Annotated in this window: 18 protein-coding genes, 1 other RNA gene, 1 pseudogene and 1 riboswitch; of the genes and pseudogenes, 8 read left to right on the top strand and 12 right to left on the bottom strand. The window is 46.2% G+C overall.

Translation table 11 applies throughout. The features are described 5' to 3' along the window. Positions 1–2: 2 nt before the first annotated feature. From AOC19_RS02260 to AOC19_RS02235, 6 genes are all read right to left on the bottom strand, one after another. A complete protein-coding gene (locus AOC19_RS02260) occupies positions 3–935 on the bottom strand; it encodes a methionyl-tRNA formyltransferase (protein WP_215377234.1) in 933 nt (310 codons plus the stop codon). A gap of 1 nt (position 936) precedes the next feature. Continuing rightward, entirely contained in the window at positions 937–2,184 is a 1,248-nt protein-coding gene (frc, locus tag AOC19_RS02255; protein WP_215377232.1) for a formyl-CoA transferase, read from the bottom strand. A 123-nt stretch (positions 2,185–2,307) separates the two neighbouring features. After that, a complete protein-coding gene (locus AOC19_RS02250) occupies positions 2,308–2,742 on the bottom strand; it encodes a PAS domain-containing protein (RefSeq protein WP_215377230.1) in 435 nt (144 codons plus the stop codon). A 95-nt stretch (positions 2,743–2,837) separates the two neighbouring features. Beyond that, entirely contained in the window at positions 2,838–4,088 is a 1,251-nt protein-coding gene (frc, locus tag AOC19_RS02245) for a formyl-CoA transferase (protein WP_215377229.1), read from the bottom strand. A gap of 76 nt (positions 4,089–4,164) precedes the next feature. After that, positions 4,165–5,874, bottom strand: a complete 1,710-nt coding sequence (oxc, locus tag AOC19_RS02240; protein WP_215377227.1) for an oxalyl-CoA decarboxylase — start codon at positions 5,872–5,874, stop codon at positions 4,165–4,167. 211 nt (positions 5,875–6,085) lie between these two features. Next, positions 6,086–6,703 carry a Crp/Fnr family transcriptional regulator gene (locus tag AOC19_RS02235; RefSeq protein ID WP_215377225.1) on the bottom strand — a complete coding sequence of 206 codons (618 nt, stop codon included), beginning with the start codon at positions 6,701–6,703 and terminating at the stop codon, positions 6,086–6,088. Positions 6,704–6,773: 70 nt separating this feature from the next. Further along, a riboswitch (cobalamin riboswitch) is annotated at positions 6,774–6,987 on the top strand. A gap of 148 nt (positions 6,988–7,135) precedes the next feature. Here AOC19_RS02235 and AOC19_RS02230 point away from each other — a divergent pair. From AOC19_RS02230 to AOC19_RS02195, 8 genes and pseudogenes are all read left to right on the top strand, one after another. Then, complete coding sequence (locus AOC19_RS02230; protein ID WP_215377223.1) at positions 7,136–9,127, top strand: TonB-dependent receptor; 1,992 nt, start codon at positions 7,136–7,138, stop codon at positions 9,125–9,127. 6 nt (positions 9,128–9,133) lie between these two features. Then, complete coding sequence (locus AOC19_RS02225; protein ID WP_251368063.1) at positions 9,134–10,045, top strand: ABC transporter substrate-binding protein; 912 nt, start codon at positions 9,134–9,136, stop codon at positions 10,043–10,045. After that, positions 10,045–11,022, top strand: coding sequence for a FecCD family ABC transporter permease (locus AOC19_RS02220; protein WP_215377221.1), 978 nt, complete (start codon positions 10,045–10,047; stop codon positions 11,020–11,022). Before AOC19_RS02225 ends, AOC19_RS02220 begins: the two co-directional genes overlap by 1 nt. Then, complete coding sequence (locus AOC19_RS02215) at positions 11,019–11,780, top strand: ABC transporter ATP-binding protein (protein ID WP_215377220.1); 762 nt, start codon at positions 11,019–11,021, stop codon at positions 11,778–11,780. The genes AOC19_RS02220 and AOC19_RS02215 overlap by 4 nt, the downstream gene beginning before the upstream one ends. Positions 11,781–11,831: 51 nt before the next feature. Further along, the gene (locus AOC19_RS02210) at positions 11,832–12,116 is read left to right on the top strand and encodes a hypothetical protein (protein ID WP_215377218.1); all 285 of its coding nucleotides are present in this window, start codon (positions 11,832–11,834) and stop codon (positions 12,114–12,116) included. Beyond that, positions 12,091–12,321, top strand: a pseudogene (locus tag AOC19_RS09375) (cell division protein ZapA); the annotation flags it as partial. The gene AOC19_RS02210 and the pseudogene AOC19_RS09375, both read left to right, overlap by 26 nt. Before the next feature lie 99 nt (positions 12,322–12,420). Further along, positions 12,421–12,639: non-coding RNA, 6S RNA (gene ssrS / locus AOC19_RS02200), on the top strand. Further along, positions 12,640–13,458, top strand: a complete 819-nt coding sequence (locus AOC19_RS02195) for a sulfite exporter TauE/SafE family protein (RefSeq protein WP_215377216.1) — start codon at positions 12,640–12,642, stop codon at positions 13,456–13,458. It begins immediately after the preceding RNA gene. Between the two features lie 14 nt (positions 13,459–13,472). On the opposite strand, the gene AOC19_RS02190 is transcribed toward AOC19_RS02195, so the two are convergent. The 6 genes from AOC19_RS02190 to AOC19_RS02165 all read right to left on the bottom strand — a co-directional run bounded on the left by AOC19_RS02190 (position 13,473) and on the right by AOC19_RS02165 (position 20,471). Then, on the bottom strand, positions 13,473–14,996 hold the full coding sequence (locus AOC19_RS02190; RefSeq protein WP_215377214.1) for a malonate--CoA ligase: 1,524 nt from the start codon (positions 14,994–14,996) through the stop codon (positions 13,473–13,475). A gap of 39 nt (positions 14,997–15,035) precedes the next feature. Further along, positions 15,036–16,034 (bottom strand): Bug family tripartite tricarboxylate transporter substrate binding protein, encoded by a 999-nt coding sequence (locus tag AOC19_RS02185; RefSeq protein WP_215377213.1) that lies wholly within the window; start codon positions 16,032–16,034, stop codon positions 15,036–15,038. Positions 16,035–16,142: 108 nt separating this feature from the next. Then, a complete protein-coding gene (locus AOC19_RS02180; protein WP_215377211.1) occupies positions 16,143–17,447 on the bottom strand; it encodes a malonyl-CoA decarboxylase in 1,305 nt (434 codons plus the stop codon). Between the two features lie 130 nt (positions 17,448–17,577). Next, positions 17,578–18,375 carry a prolipoprotein diacylglyceryl transferase gene (gene lgt, locus AOC19_RS02175; RefSeq protein WP_215377209.1) on the bottom strand — a complete coding sequence of 266 codons (798 nt, stop codon included), beginning with the start codon at positions 18,373–18,375 and terminating at the stop codon, positions 17,578–17,580. Positions 18,376–18,394: 19 nt separating this feature from the next. Further along, positions 18,395–18,859: a DNA polymerase III subunit chi gene (locus AOC19_RS02170; protein ID WP_215377207.1), complete on the bottom strand. Its 465-nt coding sequence runs from the start codon at positions 18,857–18,859 to the stop codon at positions 18,395–18,397. 16 nt (positions 18,860–18,875) lie between these two features. Continuing rightward, complete coding sequence (locus AOC19_RS02165; protein ID WP_435367686.1) at positions 18,876–20,471, bottom strand: leucyl aminopeptidase; 1,596 nt, start codon at positions 20,469–20,471, stop codon at positions 18,876–18,878. Positions 20,472–20,560: the final 89 nt, after the last annotated feature.

Here is a 20,560-nt window from a genome sequence, read left to right as displayed (position 1 = left end):
CTTTACAGCGTGAAGAACTGACCCACTTCCAGATTCAACTCTTTAGCCAATTCAGCTCCAGTTACTTTTCCAGCAGTACCCTTTGCCTTGAGGACTTCAATCTGACCACCATGACAGGTGACAAAGAAAGAATCCAAAGTAATTTGCGTGATTTCGCCAGGCTTACCTTTTACCGAAGCAAAAGTAGCTGCTACATGCTTATGGCAGTCGTAGATCTGCACTTTTTGCTCGCCGAACTTAGTCCAGGCTCCAGGAGCAGGGTTGCACGCACGGATCAAGTTATAGATCTGAGTAATGTGAGTAGCCCAATGAATTTGAGCCGCATCCACACCAAACCAGCCTTCGTAATTCGCCTTAGATTCGTCTTGAACGACTTCTTGATGCTTGTTGGCAACGACCAGATCAGCAGCCTCTAGAAGCGCCTTGATACCAACCGGGAAAAGATGGTCAAAGTAGACCTTCCCCAGCGTGTCATCGGGGCCAATAGCAACCTCTTTTTGCAAGATCACTTCGCCTTCATCTAAACCATCAGATGGCCGGAAAATGGTTAAACCTGTTTTGTCTTCACCCAATGCAATCGCCCAATTAATGGCGCTAGGACCACGATACTTCGGCAGGAGCGAGGGATGATATTGAATGGTTCCATGTTTAGGGATCTTACAAAGTTCTTGCGGAACAAACTGCAGAACATAAGCCATGACACAAATATCGGCTTTGCTATCAATCATGGCTTGCGCTGCTTCAGAGCCTTTGAGGGAGGCAAATTGCAAAGGGGTTAAGCCTCTTGCAATTGCCGCCTCTTTAAGTACTTCAGGCTTGGTTGATTTTGGATTATCTGGCGGGCAAAACACGGCAACCACCTCATCGCCGCGATCTAAAAAAGCCTCTAGTGCCGCTTTACCAAAATCTGCACTCCCGATCAGCGCAACCCGCATCTTAGATAACCTTATCGTGACGCAGACTGATTAACTCATCAGTTGAGTAACCTAATTCACTCAGAATTTCATCGGTGTGCTCACCCAATAATGGTGATCGAGTCACATCAGTTGGGCTGTCAGACATCTTGATCGGATTACCTACAGTGAGGTACTTGCCACGGATTGGGTGATCCACTTCAACAACAGTTCCAGTAGCGCGCAATGCTGGCTCTTCTGCAATCTCTTTCATCGACAAAATAGGGCCGCATGGAATGTCGTATTTATTCAAGATGTCCATGACTTCAAACTTGGTTTTAGTCATAGTCCATTTTTCAATTTCACCGAAAATTTCCATCAAGTGAGGCAAGCGAGCCATTGGTGATGCGAAACGCACATCTGTAATCCAATCTTCACGGCCGATTACTTTGCAAATTGCTTCCCAAACTGGTGCCTGAACGATGACGTACATATAGGAATTAGGATCTGTTTCCCAACCTTTACATTTCACAATCCAGCCGGGCTGACCGCCACCAGAGGCATTACCAGCACGGGGTACAGAGTCGCCGAACTCGCCATTCGGAAACTGTGGATACTCTTGCATCAGGCCAACACGCTCTAAGCGCTGTTGATCGCGCAACTTCACACGGCACAAATTCAATACCGCATCTTGCATTGCCGCCAATACTTTTTGACCACGACCAGAATGTGTACGTTGATACAGCGCAGTCACGATTCCCAATGCCAAATGCAAACCAGTACCGCTATCGCCAATCTGTGCGCCAGTCACCATCGGAGGACCATCGTCAAAACCTGTAGTAGATGCTGAACCACCAGCACACTGTGCAACGTTTTCATAAACCTTGCAGTCCTCATAAGGACCAGGACCAAAACCTTTCACTGATGCCATGATCATCATCGGATTCAGCTCTTGAATACGTTCCCAAGAAAAACCCATGCGATCTAATGCGCCAGGAGCAAAGTTCTCAACAAGAACATCGCACTCTTTGATCAAGCGCTCGAGAATTTCCTTACCCTTTGGGGTTTTAGTATTCACAGTAATTGAACGCTTGTTATGGTTCAACATCGTGAAATACAAACTATCCGCATCCGGGATATCACGTAACTGGCCACGAGTAGCATCACCCTCACCAGATTTTTCCACTTTGATGACATCGGCCCCGAACCAAGCGAGCAGCTGAGTACATGTTGGGCCAGATTGAACGTGCGTGAAGTCGAGAACCTTCACTCCTTCTAATGCTTTTGCCATGATTAAAGTCCTAATAAGATTAAAATTTTGAATTAGGCCAATTTTACCAGCGACGGATTGCGGTGCAACATAGCATGCCTACTTATTGGGCACACCCCGCTTCAGATGGGCTAAATAGACTATTTACCCTCTAATTGATGGATTCTCAAGCTCAGAAAGTCGCTTTTTTAGCGCCCTTTCTTCTGCAAAACGCTCAGTCTCATCCCGAATTACTGCGGCCACACCTTTAGCTTGATTTTTTTCATCAAAAAGCATTCCCACAGTAAAAGCGATGGATAAAGTGTGACCATCTTTATGTTTTGCTGGAATTTTTAATAAAGTAGTGCCGTAACGCGTAGTACCCGTTTCCATGGATTTGCTATAGCCCTCGGTATGTCTTTGGCGCTGACGCTCCGGAACAATCAGATCCAAGGTATTGCCAAGTGCCTCTTCTTCTGAATAGCCAAAAATTCTGGTGGCTGCCGCATTCCAAAGAACAATCTTTTCATGCGCATCAGCAACAATGACGGCATCGCCAACACAATCAATTAATTCGGATAAATCGATGGCTGTTTTCATAGTGTCAGTCTAAAGAGTTTTACTCTGTCTGGGTGAATAAAAAAAGGCGCTCACGAGGAGCGCCTTTAAGATCGCAAAAAAATTACTTATTGTTATTAAACCGCTTTAGCTGCGTGCAACTTAGTAATGTCATCAGCGCTATAGCCAAGGTCTTTCAATACTTCATCAGTGTGCTCACCCAATACTGGTGATGGACCAACATCGATCTTCAAATCAGAGAACTTGATTGGGCTACCGATTGTTAAGTACTTACCGCGAACTTTGTGATCAACTTCAACAATAGAACCGCTCTTACGCAAATCAGGTGATGCAGCCAACTCCTTCATTGATAGAACTGGTGCGCAAGGAATATCGAACTTGCGGAGAATGTCCACAGCTTCATACTTAGTCTTGTCCTTGAGCCAATCTTCAATCGTTGCAAAGATGTCAAAAATCTTATCTTGACGTGCTTCTGCAGTCATGTAAGCTGGATCAGTTGCCCACTCTGGTTTGCCCAACGCTTTAGTAATTGGCTCCCAAGCGTGACCCTGAATTGTGAAGTAGATGTATGCGTTTGGATCTGTTTCCCAACCCTTACACTTCAACACCCAGCCTGGCTGACCGCCACCACCAGCATTACCGCCACGTGGAACTACATCAGAGAATGTGCCATGTGGATACTGTGGATACTCTTCGAGGTAGCCAACTTTATCCAAACGCTGTTGGTCACGCAATTTCACGCGGCACAAGTTCAATACGGCATCTTGCATTGAGCAAGATACTTTTTGACCTTTACCAGTTTTTTGACGCTGCATCAATGCAGTCAAAATACCAATTGCCAAATGCATACCAGTGTTGCTATCGCCCAAAGCAGCAGCAGAAACTGTTGGAGGACCATCCCAGAAACCAGTTGTAGATGCGGCACCACCAGCACACTGAGCAACGTTCTCATATACCTTTAAGTCTTCGTATGAGTGGCCATCGCTAAAGCCTTTAACAGAAGCCATGATCATCTTTGGATTCAATTCCTGGATACGTGCCCAGCTAAAACCCATACGATCCAAAGCGCCTGGACCAAAGTTCTCAACCATGACGTCAGATGTTTTGATCATCTTCTCTAAAACTTCTTTACCTTCTTGTGTCTTAGTATCCAATGTCAATGAACGCTTATTACCGTTCAACATCGTGAAATACAGAGCATCTGCACCTGGAATATCGCGCAACTGGCTACGAGTTACGTCGCCAGAACCTGGGCGCTCTACTTTAATCACATCCGCACCGTACCAAGCCAATAGCTGAGTACATGCAGGACCTGCCTGTACGTGTGTGAAGTCAATAATACGGATACCGTCTAATGGTTTAGTCATGTTTGATTCTCCTTAAAGTGTTTCTTATTTGTTACTTAATTCGCTCTTAAAAAATTACGTGTTTATTGCCTACGATTTACTTCTTAACAGCAGCAGTTGATGGATTCAAGTTGGTCAAACGTCCACTCTCTGTACCAGCTGTCTCGTCAATCACCGCATTAATCAAAGCTGGCTTGCCTTCAGCAATCGCTTTGGTCAAAGCTGCCTCTAATTCAGCTGGAGTAGTCACGTAATAACCAACACCACCAAATGCCTCAATCATCTTGTCGTAACGCGCATCTTTTACGAATACTGTTGGAGCAACATCTTGGCCGCCAGTTGGGTTCACGTCAGTGCCACGGTAAACACCGTTGTTATTGAAAACAACTGTAGTAATTGGCAAGTTGTAACGGCAAATTGTTTCCAACTCCATACCGCTAAAACCAAATGCACTATCACCCTCAACCGCAACTGTAGGCAATCCGCTTGTTACAGCTGCACCGATGGCGTAACCCATGCCGATGCCCATAATGCCCCATGTTCCTGAGTCAAAACGTTTACGTGGCTTGTACATATCAACGATCGCACGGCAATAGTCGAGAGTGTTTGCACCTTCGTTAACCAAGTTGACATCTGGGTTCTTCTTGATCACATCACGAATCGCACGCAATGCACCGTGGAAGTTCATTGGCGAAGCTTCTTTAGCAAGAGTCTCAGCCATCTTCGCCAAGTTCTTATCTTTCTTCTCGTTGATTGCGCTAATCCACTCAGCACTTGGCTTAGGAACAGCAGCGATGCCCTTCAAGAGCTCACCAACGCAAGAGCCAATATCACCGATCAATGGCGCATCGATTTGCACGTTGCTATCAACTTCATTTGCTTGAATATCGATTTGGATAAATTTCTTTGGATCTTTGCCCCAGGTCTTGCCCTTACCGTGCGCGAGCAACCAGTTCAAGCGAGCACCAACCAACATCACCGCATCAGCCTCAGCCAATACAAATGAACGCGCTGCTGAAGCAGACTGTGGGTGGTTATCTGGCAATAAGCCTTTAGCCATCGACATTGGCAAGTAAGGAATGCCAGACTTCTCAATCAATGCACGGATATCTGCATCAGCTTGAGCATAAGCAGCACCTTTACCCAAGAGAATCAAGGGACGCTTAGCGCCTTTCAATACATTCAATGCACGCTCTACTGCATCAGCAGCAGGGATTTGACGTGGAATTGGATCAATTACTTTGAAGATTGATTTCTTAGCTTCTTCTACTGGCATTGTTTGAGCCAATAGCTGCGCAGGCAAATCTAAATATACGCCGCCTGGACGACCAGAAACAGCTGCACGAATTGCACGAGCAAAACCAATGCCGATATCTTCAATGTGATTAATACGGTATGCAGCTTTGCAATATGGTTTGGCAGCATTGAGCTGGTCCATCTCTTCGTAATCACCCTGCTGTAAGTCAACGATTTCACGTTCGCTTGAACCAGAAATCAAAATCATTGGGAAGCAGTTCACAGTGGCATTAGCCAATGCTGTTAAGCCGTTCAAGAAACCTGGTGCTGACACAGTCATACAGATGCCAGGCTTTTGAGTCATATAACCTGCGATCGCTGCAGCATTACCTGCATGCTGTTCGTGACGGAAGCCAATGAAACGCATTCCTTCAGCTTGAGCTAAACGGCACAAGTCGGTAATTGGAATACCAACGAGACCAAAAATAGTGTCTAAGTCATTTGCTTTTAAAGCGTCAATGACGAGATGGAAGCCATCAGTGACTTGGGTATTTTGATTATCTGTTGTCATAGAAATTTATAGTTAATTGCACCTTCTGAACGTACCGCATGTTCAGTGCAATTTAGCTTTCGCTAACTGTCTCCAATTAAGTTATTAGTAGTGCCACGGGTAAGCAGAAGCATTCCCGTTGAGGCTGAGATGAATCTTAGGCTTGGGGCTAGGGTTCATCATTGACTTCGGTCAATTTCCCCTGAAATCTAGAAACAATTAGGATTTCCAACTAAACAAAGAGCTCTTTATGCTTTGTTTTGAGGCGACTCAAAGTCTCTGGGGAGAGGTTGAGGTAAGCGGCTAGCTCTTTTTTTGGGAGAAGCTCAAATAAGTCTTCATATTTGCGTAAAAACCGCTCTACTCGGCCCGGTGCGTCAAGCATATGCAAGGTAATCGTATGAGCCATGATTTCGCTCATCAAGCGCATTACTTCAAACTCAAAGCTTTCCTTCAGAGGCTTGTGGGCATCCAAAAATTCAGCCCACTTCTTCAGGGGCATGCGGGCCACGCGAGCCTTAGTTACTGAGGCAATACTGTAAGGGGCTGCCGTTTTGAGGCGCCAGGCCGCATAGCTAGTCTCAATGTCTTTTTCAATGGCAAAGCGCAGAATCATCTCTTTTGCGTCCGCACTAGACACGATGCGCTTTAGGATTCCGTCCAGCACAAAGTACTGCTCCATCTGGTGATCACCTTGATGAAGCAGGATTTCTGATTTTTTGAGGTCTGAGATCACCAGGTGGCGCTCTAAATCAGCCATCGTTTCAGGATCCAAGCTTTTCAACACTGAGTTTTGGCTCAGCTGCAAACGAATCAGGTTTTTTTCGGGGTGCTTGTCTAATGCTGTCATGAATCCTTAATCCTAGAGCCTGTATTGTAGGCTTTTTTGGTCTTTTAGGCCGATCCATTCTCAGCCTAAGATAGAATTGCGGGGTCGTGGTGCTTTATTGCAGTGCAATAAAGTTAAACGGGAAACACTAAACGTGTGCTGCCCCCGCAACGGTAGGTAAATGCACCCTAACTTAAGGTGAAGGTGTCAGGAGTCTGAATAAGCCACTGTGCGCGTCAATTGCATGGGAAGGCCAGATTCTGAGATTTACTAGCCCGGATACCGGCCAAGACAGGTGGAATTTTGCGGACGGGGATCTTCGCGCGCTGATGAAGCACCCCCAGCCAAGCCGGCAGGTTGCCCAATTGACGCATGAACTCTCATAAAGTGAAATTCTGTTCGACCCAGCTTACGGGGAAGTGAGCCAGGTGATTCGAAGGCAGAAAGTTCATCATGAAACAGCAGTTCAGCAGCAAAACATTCGTCACCCTATTTTGCGGTGCAACATTAACCTTTAACGTATTAGCCCAAAGCGCACAATCCACAGTGATTGTTTCGGGGTCTCGCTTTCAAGAAAACCTTAATGAAGTCCCGGCAAATGTAAAAGTCATCACACGTGATGAGATAGCAAATTCAAGCTCAAACAATATCCCAGAGGTCCTCTCTCAGATCGGGGGCTTAAACGTCAAAAATTCTAGCGGCAATCCCTTAAATCTGGATGCCTCTGTCGATATGGGTGGCTATGGCGCTACCGCAAATAGCAACACCCTTGTTCTGGTTGACGGCCAACGACTCAACCCGATCGATTCAGGCACTATTAACTGGGGATCTATACCCATTGATTCAATCGAACGAATTGAGGTTTTACAGGGTGGGGCAAGCGTGCAGTACGGAAACGGAGCTGTAGGTGGTGTAATCAACATCATCACTAATGGTGGCGTCAAAAATCTAAATCAAGCATCAATTACATACGGAAGCTACAACACTGTAATTGGCAATGCAATTTTGCGTAACAAAGTGAATGACACGACAATTCAACTTACAGCAAATAGTTCGAACACAGATGGTTGGAGACAGAACTCTGCAGCGAATACCTATTCATTCGACGGCAAGGTAACTCAATCATTAGGCGGAATTGATCAGGTCTACGCTGATATATTCTTCAATCACTCAAATTCTCAAACACCTGGAGCAGTGCTTGGTCAAGCAGGTAGAGGCAACTCCCAGTCAGCTAGAGCAACATTCATAGGATCATCAATCACGACTGATAATTCCGGAATCAGAGCTGGTTTTATAAAAGCAATTGATGAGCAACTAACGTTTGACATCGATGGGACGTATTCCAACAAAAATACCAGTTCTAATATTCCCGCATACCCATACTACGTTCTGTATCCCAACTGGCAACTGGCAGTTGCCCCAAAAATCAAAGCTAATTTTGGAGATTGGGGAACTACAGTTTTAGGTTATGACTTTAATCAAGCCTCTCAAAGCAGTTCCTCGGGATTGGCTTTTAGCAATGTAAGTCTTCAACAAAACGTTAGCATTCAGAATCAATCCATGTATCTCGTATCACGAATCCCGCTTAAGGTGATTGATGGATTAGAGCTTAGCGGGGGGTTTAGGCATCAAGCACAAAATGCATCAGCAAATGATCTCTCTAGCGGATCAACCGTTAGCGCGAATCAAAAATACTCTGCTAACGCTGGAGATGCAGCATTCAATTACAACTATCAAGCAGGACAAAAAATATTTATTAAATGGGATCAGTCGTATCGTTTCCCAAACACTGATGAATTCTGGGGCTTTGATCCAAGCACTTACCAACCCATTTTTAATGGCATCCTAAAACCACAAATCTCACAAACCTATTCAGCCGGAGGAGACTGGAATTTACGTCACACCCATCTTTCAGCCCTTGTATTTCAGTCCATTACACAAAATGAAATTCGCTATGACCCATCATCTGGCAGCAACATTAATACTGCGGGAAATATTAATCGAACCGGATTCCTTTTTGACTCCTCAAGCAATATCACCAAAAATTTAACTCTAGCTGGTGGCGGGAAAATACAAAGATCTACTTACACGACTGGATCGATAGCCGGAGCAGGGGTTGGTCTAGCCCCAGACATACTGTTAAATGCCCGCGCACAATACATGATTAGTAGTTCATGGAGCGCAGGAGCTGTAGTGAATTATGTTGGCAATCAAAACTATGATGCAGATCCGACAATCACAAATTCACTAGCAAAAATTCCGTCCTATGTTGCAGCCGATGTTTATGCCAGCTACAGGGTAAAGTCGTGGGACGCTAAATTTATGATTAAAAATATCGGGGGAAATTCTTATGCAACCACTGGCGGATATAACTCAAGCAGCGGCTACTACTATTACCCCACAACACCAACAACATACTTTGTAACAGCAAAATATAATTTTTAAATTCAAGTGAAAAATCCTAAGAGAATGCAACTCTGGAGCCCCACCCGTTATTTAGCCTTCGTGCTTACTGCATTTCTTTTGGGATTTTCCTTGGCAGTTTTTGCTGCGCCTGTTTCGGTAGCAGATGACCGTGGCGTTACAGTAGTTTTTGATCAAGCTCCTCAGCGCATCGTCAGTTTATTGCCTTCAATCACTGAATCAGTATGTGCTCTGGGTAAATGCAGCGCTTTGGTTGGTGTGGATCGATTCTCAAATTGGCCTAAATCCATTCAAGAACTACCTAAGCTTGGTGGAATGGGCGACATCAATATTGAGCGGATTGTGCAACTCAAACCTGATGTTGTTTTACTGGAGAAAGCTTCTCCTGTTATCGCGCGATTAAATGGATTAGGTATTAAAACTTTTGCCTTAGACGTGAAGTCTATGAATGATGAGAGAAGAGCTCTTCAGAAGCTTGATGTCGTGCTGGGAACATCGGAGAGTGCACGCGTGTGGAATCAAATTGAAAAAGAAATCATGCGTGCTAGCAAGCAACTCCCATCAAAAGAAAAAAATATCAGCGTGTACTTTGAAGTCAATCCTGCACCCTTTGCAGCTGGCGGCACTTCTTTTATTGGTGAAATTCTGACTCAATTGAATTTGGTTAACATCATTCCCGAATCACTCGGACCATTCCCCAAAATGAATCCTGAGTTTGTGGTGCAAGCTAAACCCGATGTCATTCTTCTTACTGAATCAACGGCAGTTGATATTCAGAAGCGTCCGGGGTGGAACTCCATTCCAGCGGTGCATAAGAAGCGCATTTGTGCATTTACTGGCGATCAAAATGATGTATTAGTCCGTCCCGGTCCACGTATGGGAGAAGCGGCATTACTGATTTCTCAATGTGTACAAGAGAAGATGTCATCATCTCGATAATGCAAAAAAATTATTTCCTCGGTAAGGTATCTGGCCTACTCATTCTGAGTGCGCTCTTGGTGCTACTTGGAACGCTACTCGGAAGCATGGGTGCCAGCTGGAATATATCAGCAGCCGATCAAACCGTTTTATTTGATATACGACTGCCACGGTCATTGGGGGCCTATCTTGCTGGCGCTTTATTGGGACTAGCTGGTGGTATTGCACAAAGCCTGTTCCGCAACCCCCTAGCAGACCCCTACCTACTCGGGAGCGCATCAGGCGCGCTCCTAGGGGTTGGGAGTATTCTTTGCTTTGCCTATCTGGGTAACGCTTGGCTAGAGATTATTGGTCTGAATGGCGGCGCTTTTTTAGGAGCCCTGATGGGTGTGCTGGCCTCACTTCTTTTGGCTGGTGGCTACAGTAACTCCTTGCGTCTTCTATTATCCGGAGTTGTTATCAGCGTGATCCTGGGTGCAGCAAATTCTTTATTTACATTCATTCGCCCTGATCTCTTCCAAAGTATTCAATCTTTTATGCTGGGCAATACAAGCCTGCTCAATTGGCCTGGCGTGACGATCATGATCATTGCCTTAGCACTTTGCTTAGTAATTACTCTCTTGATTAGCCCCGTACTGGATGCACTCTCGCTTGGCGAGAATACTGCGCGCACCTTGGGGCTGCCATTAGATCAATTGCGACTAATATTCATCGGCATTCTTGCCCTTGCAACTGGATGTGCTGTTGCACAAACTGGCTTAGTTGCGTTTGTTGGATTAGCGGCACCTCACCTGGTCAGAAAATTTTCTGGTGGCCGACAACGAATACAGCTTTTATTCTCCTGCTTAGGTGGTGGAATCTTATTGCTCAGCTCAGACCTGCTTGCACGCACCCTGTTTGCGCCGATTGAAATTCCTGTTGGTGTAGTCACTGCTGTCTTAGGCGGCCTCTATCTACTCATCCTACTGAGACGAACCCCTCTTGGAGTGCGCTCATGAAATTGCGCCAGCTCAACGTTTATAGGGGGCCTTGCGCCATCCTTGCGGATCTGAACGTCGATATTCCACAGGGAAAATGGACTAGCATTATTGGGCCCAATGGCGCAGGAAAATCATCTCTCTTGCAGGCAATGGCTGGCTTACTCAAGTGGGATGGCTCCATCACCATCGACGAAATAAATTTATCTACATTTACTTCTAAAGATCTTGCAAAGAAAATGGCTTGGCTCGATCAAGGCTCAAGCAATTCAGAAGAATTTGATGACTCCCTCAGCGCTTATGACACAGTCATGCTTGGGCGCATCCCACATCAAGGATGGCTACATCTACCTTCCGATGTCGATCACCTTTCAGTAGAACGTGCCATGCAAGAAACTGATGCTTGGCATTTACGTCATCGCCCCTTACAGCAACTCTCTGGAGGGGAGCGTCAGCGCGTTCTTTTGGCGCGTCTGCTGGCCGTGAATTCCGACATCCTTCTCATGGATGAGCCGCTGGCCAATTTAGATCCACCCCACCAAGCCGATTTTTTGAAATGGCAGGGCAACTTACTGCTCCAAGGCAAGACCCTGGTGACGGTCTTGCATGAAATTCATTTTGCGCTTCGCGCCGACCATTTGGTGATGCTGAGTGGGGGTAAGCTACATTTCCAGGGGTCCAGTCAAGATCCTAGAACACATCAAGCCCTGGTAGGCCTATTTGATGGGCGTATTCGTCTGGAAAAGCTGGGGGATGATTGGGTGGCTTTGCCCAATTAAGCTTAAAGCTAGGAGTTTCACAAAGCGTTTTCCTAAGGCTACAATGCCCATATGACCGAGTACACACCTCATGTCCAAAGTGACTCCACTGAACCTGATTCAATAGCTGAATCATTGCAGAGGCTATCTCACAAAATTCAGTTGATTTCAGATGCTGTGAAAACCTTGCACCAAGATCGCAGTCAGCTTGAGACCAAGATTGAAGATGCACAAAAGCGAATTCAGCATATTTTGAGCCGCCTACCGGAACAGACTGATGGACGTCAAATGAATCTACTTGGTGAACCCGTGACACCACCCAACCCAGAGGATGGCAATGAGCCAACAACGCATTGAAGTAACCCTCGCCGGTCAAAAAATTACCTTAGCTACGAGTGCTGAGCATGAGCCCTTGCTTCGTGCAGCCTGCACCTTAGTAGATGAACAAATTCAGCTGGCTATCAATGGTGGTAATCGCAGCATTGAACGTGCCAGCATGATGGCTGCGCTAAAGATCGCGGGCGACCTCATCAAATTGCAAACTGCACCTCAGGCAGCGCCTGTACAAAGCGCCTCATCGCATTCCGATCCAGAAGAAATTGCTCGCCTCCAGAGAGAGATTCACTCCCTGGAAGATCAAGTGGATGCTCTGATGCAAACCCTTTCCCTGCCTGGTTCGCCAAGGCCAATAGTTCCTTGAACCGATGCGCAAGCATCAGGAGCGATCTTTACACTGTGGGCGTGAGCGTTTCGAATCTTCACAGTGGCAGCTTCGCGCTGTTCACTCCCTGGAGTTCTTAGTGCACCCGAAACAGAGTAGCCGCTCCACCTTGAACCTTAGGGTTCAGGATGACGGCCTAGCGGCTAAGGCGGGGAATTCATGTCAATAGCCGACATCCTGATGTTGATGTTGTGCGGCAGCATCTCTGGTTTTCTTGCTGGACTGCTTGGTATTGGCGGTGGGATGATTTTGGTTCCCTTCATGATCGTAGTCTTTAATCATTTGGGGTTCGGTCAAAATATCATCGTGCATATGGCCATTGCTACTGGGATGGCAACTATTCTTTTTACAACTACCTCAGCGATTTGGGCTCACCATAAACACAATTCCATTGACTGGAAACTAGTTGCTGCTCTCAGTCCCGGTCTAGTGATTGGCAGCCTTGTTGGTGGTAGTGAGATTTTCGAAGCAATCAATACCTCCTGGCTATCGCTATTCTTTGCCATTTTTATTGTGTACACCTCGATCCAAATGATCATCAATAAAAAACCTTCGGCTGGAAGAGAGTTACCAGGCGCCATGGGTCTTTTTTCATTTGGAGCACTTACAGGTGTGATTGCAAGCTTAGTTGGGGCAGGTGGAGCCTTTATTACCGTTCCATTTATGCTTTGGTGCAATGTAAAACCACACACTGCGATGGCAAGCTCCTCTGGCTTAGGATTTCCGATTGCTGCCGCTGCAACAATCGGCTACATGTATGGCAGTTGGGGCAATCCTCATCTTCCAGAAGGATCTTTAGGATTTGTTTACGTGCCAGCAGTACTTTGCATTGTGGCGGTCAGCATATTCACCGCCCCGCTTGGCGCAAAAATGGCCAGAAAGCTGAATGTGGCTCAACTCAAACGTATTTTTGGTGTGATGCTATTCATGCTTGCAGCCTTCATGTTTAATGAAAGCCGCAAGGCATTTGGTTTTTAGAAGACCGACTACCCTTAGTTGGTGTATTGCTGACGCAGAATGTTCTTCTGCACTTTACCCATAGCATTGCGAGGTAAGTCAGACACAATTTCTAAACGCTTTGGAATCTTGAAATTCGCAATCTGCGTTTTTAATGTGGCGATCATGGCCTGCGCATCTAATTTAGCTCCAGCCTTTGGCACGACCACCGCCATCACGGCTTCGCCAAAATCAGGATGTGGGACGCCGATCACAGCACTTTCATCCACACCTTCCATATCATCGATGAAACTTTCGATTTCTTTCGGGTAAACGTTGTAGCCGCCAGAGATAATTAAATCCTTGCTGCGACCAACGATGCAGAGATAATCCTTAGGCGCTTTACCACCATTCGCATCACCACCCCAACGACCTACGTCACCAGTCTTAAACCAACCGTCTTTAGTAAATTCTTCTGCGGTTTTTTCTGGCATGCGCCAGTAGCCCTTAAATATATTCGGGCCTTTAACTTGAATGCTACCGATTTCATCAACGCCACAAGGCTTGTTGTTTTCATCAACTACGCGAACCTTCACGCCCGGCAAAGGCAATCCAACTGAACCACCGACCCGATTACCTTTGTATGGATTGGAAACCAGCATCACGGTTTCGCTCATGCCGTAACGCTCAAGGATAGGCTGACCAATCACTTCTTTGAAAGAATTAAATGTTTCAGTTAACAATGGCGCAGAACCTGAGACAAACAGGCGCATGTTACGAGCGACATTTTTATTGAAGCCTTTATCTGCAAGCAGTCGAACGTAAAACGTAGGCACGCCCATCATGACTGTAGAGTTTGGCATGTGATGAATCAATTGTGCAGTATCAAGGCGTGGCAACCAAATCATTTTGCTACCGTTAATCAAGGCACCATGAGCAGCTACAAATAAGCCATGCACATGAAAGATCGGCAAAGCATGTAATAAAACATCGCCTTTTTTCCAACCCCAAAACTTCTGCAATACCTGCGCATTACTGCCCAAGTTTTTATGGGTCAACATTGCACCCTTACTGCGACCGGTTGTACCCGAGGTATACAAGATAGCAGCTAAATCATCATCCTTCACCGCAACGGTTTTGAACTGATCGCTTTGACCAGCAGCACGTTCTAGTAGAGTACCCTTGCGATCCTCGTCCAAAGTAAAGACATGCTTGGTGCCCGCTTTAAAAGCAACTTTCGATACCCAAGAGAAATTTTTGCTGCTACAGACAACTACCGCAGGCTCAGCATTTTCTAGAAAGTATTGAATCTCCGCAGCTTGATAAGCGGTATTCAGGGGCAGATAAACATATCCCGCTTTTACAGTAGCCAGATACAGAAAGAGCGCCTCTGGGGACTTTTCAACCTGAACCGCAATACGAGATCCTGCTGGTAACTTGAGGCTCTTTAGCAGGTTAGCCATCTTGGAAGTAGCACGCTCCAGATCACTCCAGGAGTAGTACAAACCATCATGCGTTTCCAATGCACAAGCCTGCTTATCTTTTGGAAAACCTTTTTCCAATAAAGAATATAAATTCATTCGAGCCTCAAAAAACCAAACAATAAAAACAGTGACTAATTAATCTAACGTAGCGCCAGATTTCTTAACTACAGTAGCCCAACGAGCTACGTCAGCACGAACCTGCTTACCAAAAGCCTCACCATAGAGGTTCGGAGTATCAGAACCGTTCTTTTCCCAAATCGCTTTGAGCTTCGGTGTATTCAAGGCTTTTTGTACTTCAACGATCATCTTGTCAACGATCGGTTTAGGTGTGCCAGCTGGAGCAAAAATGGAGTACCAAGTAGATACCTCATAGTCAGGCAAACCGGCCTCTTTAAAAGTCGGCACGTTCGGAATGGCAGATGAGCGCTTGTTTGAAGCTACAGCGATTGCCACCAACTTACCAGCATTAATTTGTGGTGCAGAAGTAGCAAGACCATCAAACTCCAAGTCAATTTGACCAGCTAACAAATCGTTCATTGCTGGGCCAGCACCACGATATGGGATGTGTGTAATAAAGGTACCAGTTTGAATCTTATACAACTCACCAGCTAAGTGATGGACAGTGCCACTACCTGCGCTTGCAAAGTTATATTTACCTGGGTTTTTCTTCATGAGCTCAAGGAAGTCTTTAGCGTTACGTGCACTCACGCGTTGGGGATTCACCACTAACACCTGTGGAACGTTCGCAAGCATCGCAACCGGAATAAAACTCTTCTCGATGTCGTAATCTAAATTCTTATACATCGAAGGTGCAATCGTATGGTGTGTAGCACCGATAAACCAGGTGTAACCATCTGGAGCAGCCTTAGCAGCAACTGAGGCGCCAACGGTACCGCCTGCACCACCACGGTTATCAATAATGAATTGCTTACCCAATTGCTCTGTTAATTGCGCAGCTAATGGTCTTGCAAAAGCATCCGTTCCACCACCAGCTGGGAACGGATTTAAGAATGTGACTTGCTTAACTGGCCACTCTTGCGCCATCACAGTAAGTGGTGCCGCACACAGAAGAAATAGCGATTTCTTTAATGTGTTTACAGAAAAAAGTGATGCCTTCATTTTTTGGTTAAACATCTTTGCCTCCTTTTGTATCAATCTAATGATTGACTTCGTTTTTATGAATACAGCGCCCATTCTAAGGGCACTTAATACTTACTGCAAAAGTCCATACAAGGGAAAACACTAGGGAGCCATGAGGCGGCCTACCGCCCTGGAATAGACGATTTCACCATTTGCAAAGCGCTCATGGTTGTCCTCTACGCTACCAAGGTCATAAAGGTAGTTCACCATCAAACCGGCAGATTGTCGCAACCCTTTACGCGATAGATCCCCTGCCCAGTTCACCAGATGCAATTTGGCGCCATTCCCCAAATGAAACTTAGCCACTGGATTGCCATCGCGCCCAGTAGAGGCAAGCCCTAAATACATGCTCGCCAAGCTCAATAGAGCTGCTTTTTCTTTCTCAGAAGCTAGGTCGGGGTGCCATCCTCCTGCCAATCGCTCCGTCCAAGATTGACTCTCGAGCCCCAGCACTACCAGGGCAGCATCTCGCGCCACCTTGAGGTTCGGCTTCAATCTATCAGCCGGGACGCCATCACCTAAATTCGCGCCTGCTGCAACCCAATCCATAAATCCTGGAATAGGTGACAAAGTCACAAAGGTTTTGATTCCAGGGAATTCAGCATGCAATTGCTCTGCCACCCGCTTAATTAAAAAGTTCCCCATAGATACGCCGCGAAGACCGGGCTCGCAGTTGCTAATGGAATAAAAAACAGCAACCTTGTATTGCGACACTTGGTCTACTGTTTCCGCTTTTTTATCGACCAATGGCGTGATCACCGTTGGGATTTCAGGGAGAAGTGCAACCTCCACAAAGATTAAGGGCTCACTTGGCAGCTGCGGGTGGAAGAAAGCAAAGCAACGGCGATCTGGCTGAAGGCGACGACGTAAGTCATCCCAACCATCGATAGCATGAACTGCCTCATGTTGAATTAACTTCTCAAGCACCTCCGCTGGAGACTTCCAGTCGACCTGGTGCATTTTTAAAAAACCAGGATTAAACCATGAAGACAGTAGATGGCGCATATCGAAATCCACCGCAGCCAACTCTGGTTTTTTGTCCAACAACTGCAATAGATCTCGGCGCATCTGAACTACCGCCGCAGTACCGTGACTGGCGCGATTTAAGCGACGAAAAAATTCTTGGCGAGGGGACTCGGAAACTTTTTGCAGCTGTATGTAATTGCGCGCGCTGGAATCCGCAACAAAATTTTGTGCCGCCTTGAGCACTGCATCCGCTTGAGGATTGAGCTTCTCAAACAAAAAGTTGAAGAAAGAAACATGCTGATCTTTTGCCAACTTGCGATAGTTATTAACAACATCGTCAGCCATGCTGAGCGCATTGGATTCACCTCGCTCGGATATCAAACGCTTAATTGCGTTATTTGCCTTAGACAAATTTCGAGCTTTGGTTAACTTCTCCAGCATGGGTTTCCCTCAGTTTTAGTAAAAATGCTCAAAAATTAGGCAATTTCAGTCAAAAGACCAATGTATTACAAGGTAATTTAGTCAAATTTAGAAAATTGACTACAAAAGACCTAGGAAACCTGATTTTTAACTACTGATAGCTGCCGTTTTTCGTATTTACTCTAACTATAAGGTAAATTCCAAAAATAATCATGGGTACTGAGAGCCACTGCCCCATCGACAAGCCTAGTCCCAAGAGACCCAAGAAGGCATCGGGCTCGCGAGCAAACTCCGCCAAGAAACGACATAGGCCATAACCCAGCAAAAATAGTCCTGAAATCTGACCCACCCTGCGCGGCTTACTGGAATAAATCCAGAGAATGATCCCCAGACAAATCCCTTCGCCTAAGAATTGGTAAATTTGGGAGGGATGACGTGGAATGGAGTCAACCATGGGGAACACCATAGCCCAAGGCAGGTCTGTTGGCCTACCCCATAACTCACCATTAATAAAATTACCGAGGCGACCAAATGCCAAACCAAATGGCACCAGCGGCGCAACTAGATCACTCACAACAAAGAATGAAACTTTGCGACGTTGGGCAAACCAGAGTAAGGCCAATAAAACACCCAGAAGGCCGCCGTGGAAAGACATGCCACCTTCCCATATCTTGAAGATACTCAAAGGATTTGCGAAATAGTAGGCTGGCATATAAAACAAGGTGTAACCCAAACGCCCACCCAAAACTACACCCAAGACTCCAGCAAATAAAAGGTCCTCAAGATCCTTATACGACCAACCTAAGGATTGATAGCGCGGTGCACGAATACGCAGACGACCCAATAACAAGAATTGGGTAAAGGCCAGGAGATACATCAAGCCATACCAATGAATGGCAAATGAGCCAATCCGAATTGCAGCAGGATCAAATTCTGGATGAATCAACATGCGTCAGGTCTACTGATGATCACGCTTTGGATTGATCGAAGTTATGTAACTCATGGCCTAAGTCGCGATAGGCTTTATAACGCTCGCGTCCTGCAAGGCGTTCCGCCTCATTGATCGTGACAACCTCAACAATACGAGGAAAGCGTGCCAGTAATGCAGGAACATCTGGCGGCATTTTCATGCCTAGGTGAATCAATACATCGGCATGCGGAAGCTGAGATAAGGCAGGCGCCAGAAAATGTTCAGTTAGCAAAATGGGGGTGTCCATTGCAGCCTCATCTTCAATAAAGCAATGAGGCAAGAAATCCGTGGCGCTAAATGTCCATAGAAGTTCATCTAACTTTTTGAGATCGGCTTTATCGCCAACCATCACAACATGGCGAACAGGCTCGCCAGCTGGAGTAGCACTCCAGATCTTGCGCGTTAAGCGGCAAGCGTATTCCAGCTTATCGCTAACGTTGCTATGAAAATCAATACGGGCCATCAATTACTCTCTATGCTTACTTTTGATCTAATAAGTAATTCACAAGCAAAGGCACTGGGCGGCCAGTTGAACCTTTAGCGGCGCCACTCTTCCAAGCAGTTCCAGCGATATCCAAGTGAGCCCATTTATATTTTTCGGTGAAGCGCGATAGGAAGCAAGCTGCGGTAACGCTACCTGCTGGGCGCCCGCCAATATTTGCTACATCTGCAAAATTGGATTTGAGCTGCTCGTGATAAGCCGGATCTAGAGGTAAACGCCATACGGTATCCAAAGAAGCATGGCCAGCTTTAGTGAGGGAGGCAACTAAACCCTCATCATCAGAGAATACGCCACTATGCACATGGCCTAATGCAATGATGCAAGCCCCGGTTAAGGTAGCCACATCAATGACAGCCTGAGGTTTAAAGCGCTCAACGTAAGTTAAGGCATCACACAAAATCAAACGGCCTTCTGCATCAGTATTCAGAATCTCAATCGTTTGCCCCGACATACTCTTCACAATATCTCCAGGGCGAGTGGCATTACCGGAAGGCATATTTTCACAGGTCGGAATCACGCCGATGACATTCTTCTTCAGCTTCATTAAAGCGGTAGCGTACATCGTGCCAATCACGGAGGCAGCGCCGCACATGTCGTACTTCATCTCATCCATCGCCTCACCAGGCTTAAGAGAAATACCACCGGTATCAAAAGTGATACCTTTGCCTACCAACACAATTGGAGCCTCACCCACTTTGCCGCCCTGGTGACGCATCACAATAAATTGTGGGGGCGTATCTGAACCTTGAGCGACTGATAGGAATGAGCCCATTCCTAGAGCTTCAATTTGCTTGCGCCCCAAGACTTCGACCTTAAGGCCGGTCTTTTTACTAAGACCCTGCGCTGCTTTACCTAAATAGGTTGGCGTGCAAATATTGGGAGGCAAATTGCCTAAATCCTTAGCCAAGTTCATACCCTCAACCATTGCGGCACCCTCTGGTACTGCAGCCTTGAGTTCTTTTGCGCAAGTGTCATTACTAGCAAAGATTAAGTGAGTAAAAGTATCGGCCTTATCTTTGGCCTTGAACTTCATGGCTGGCTGACGAACACCAAAGCGATAGGCTTGATCACCTGCATACTGAATCGTCAAACGCACCTCTTCAGCGATGAACTCTGCGCGATGGCCTAAGGCAAAACTCGGAATGAACCACAAAGCATTTTGGATGGAACCGCCGCTCAACTGCTTCAACGCAGCGCGAGCAATTTTTGAATAGGACGTCAGGCTGCGTGCACTAGCAGAAGCTAAGTCACCCAAAGATATCAAAAGAATACGTTTTACTTTTACGCCAGATGTAGCCCAAGATTTTTCGGCACGAAGCACACAGGTCGATGCTTGCTGGGCATCGAGGTCACCAACGACGTTGGCGTGGGTGATAGAGCCGCCCAGCAGGCGATCCAGCTCGATCAAAAGTCCAGACTTCGATTTAGCGGCCGCCAAGGTATCTAAATCAGCCTTGGAGTAGGCCAAAACCAAGCAATCGGAGTTCTGTCCTAATAAAGTGGTGAGACTTGCTTTGATCTGCTTAGGGTTCTTCAGATCGACTTGCGCGAAATTCTTAGTGCTAAATTGAATAGTCATGATGTCTTGAGGTATTTTTAAGTCAATTCAAGGGAAAAAATAGGTATTTATCCATTATCCTCCGAGATGCAGGTTCACACCTT

Origin of the sequence: Polynucleobacter asymbioticus (assembly GCF_018687575.1) — a bacterium.
Lineage (GTDB): Bacteria > Pseudomonadota > Gammaproteobacteria > Burkholderiales > Burkholderiaceae > Polynucleobacter > Polynucleobacter asymbioticus_C.
This window is presented reverse-complemented; position numbering and strand designations above follow the sequence as displayed.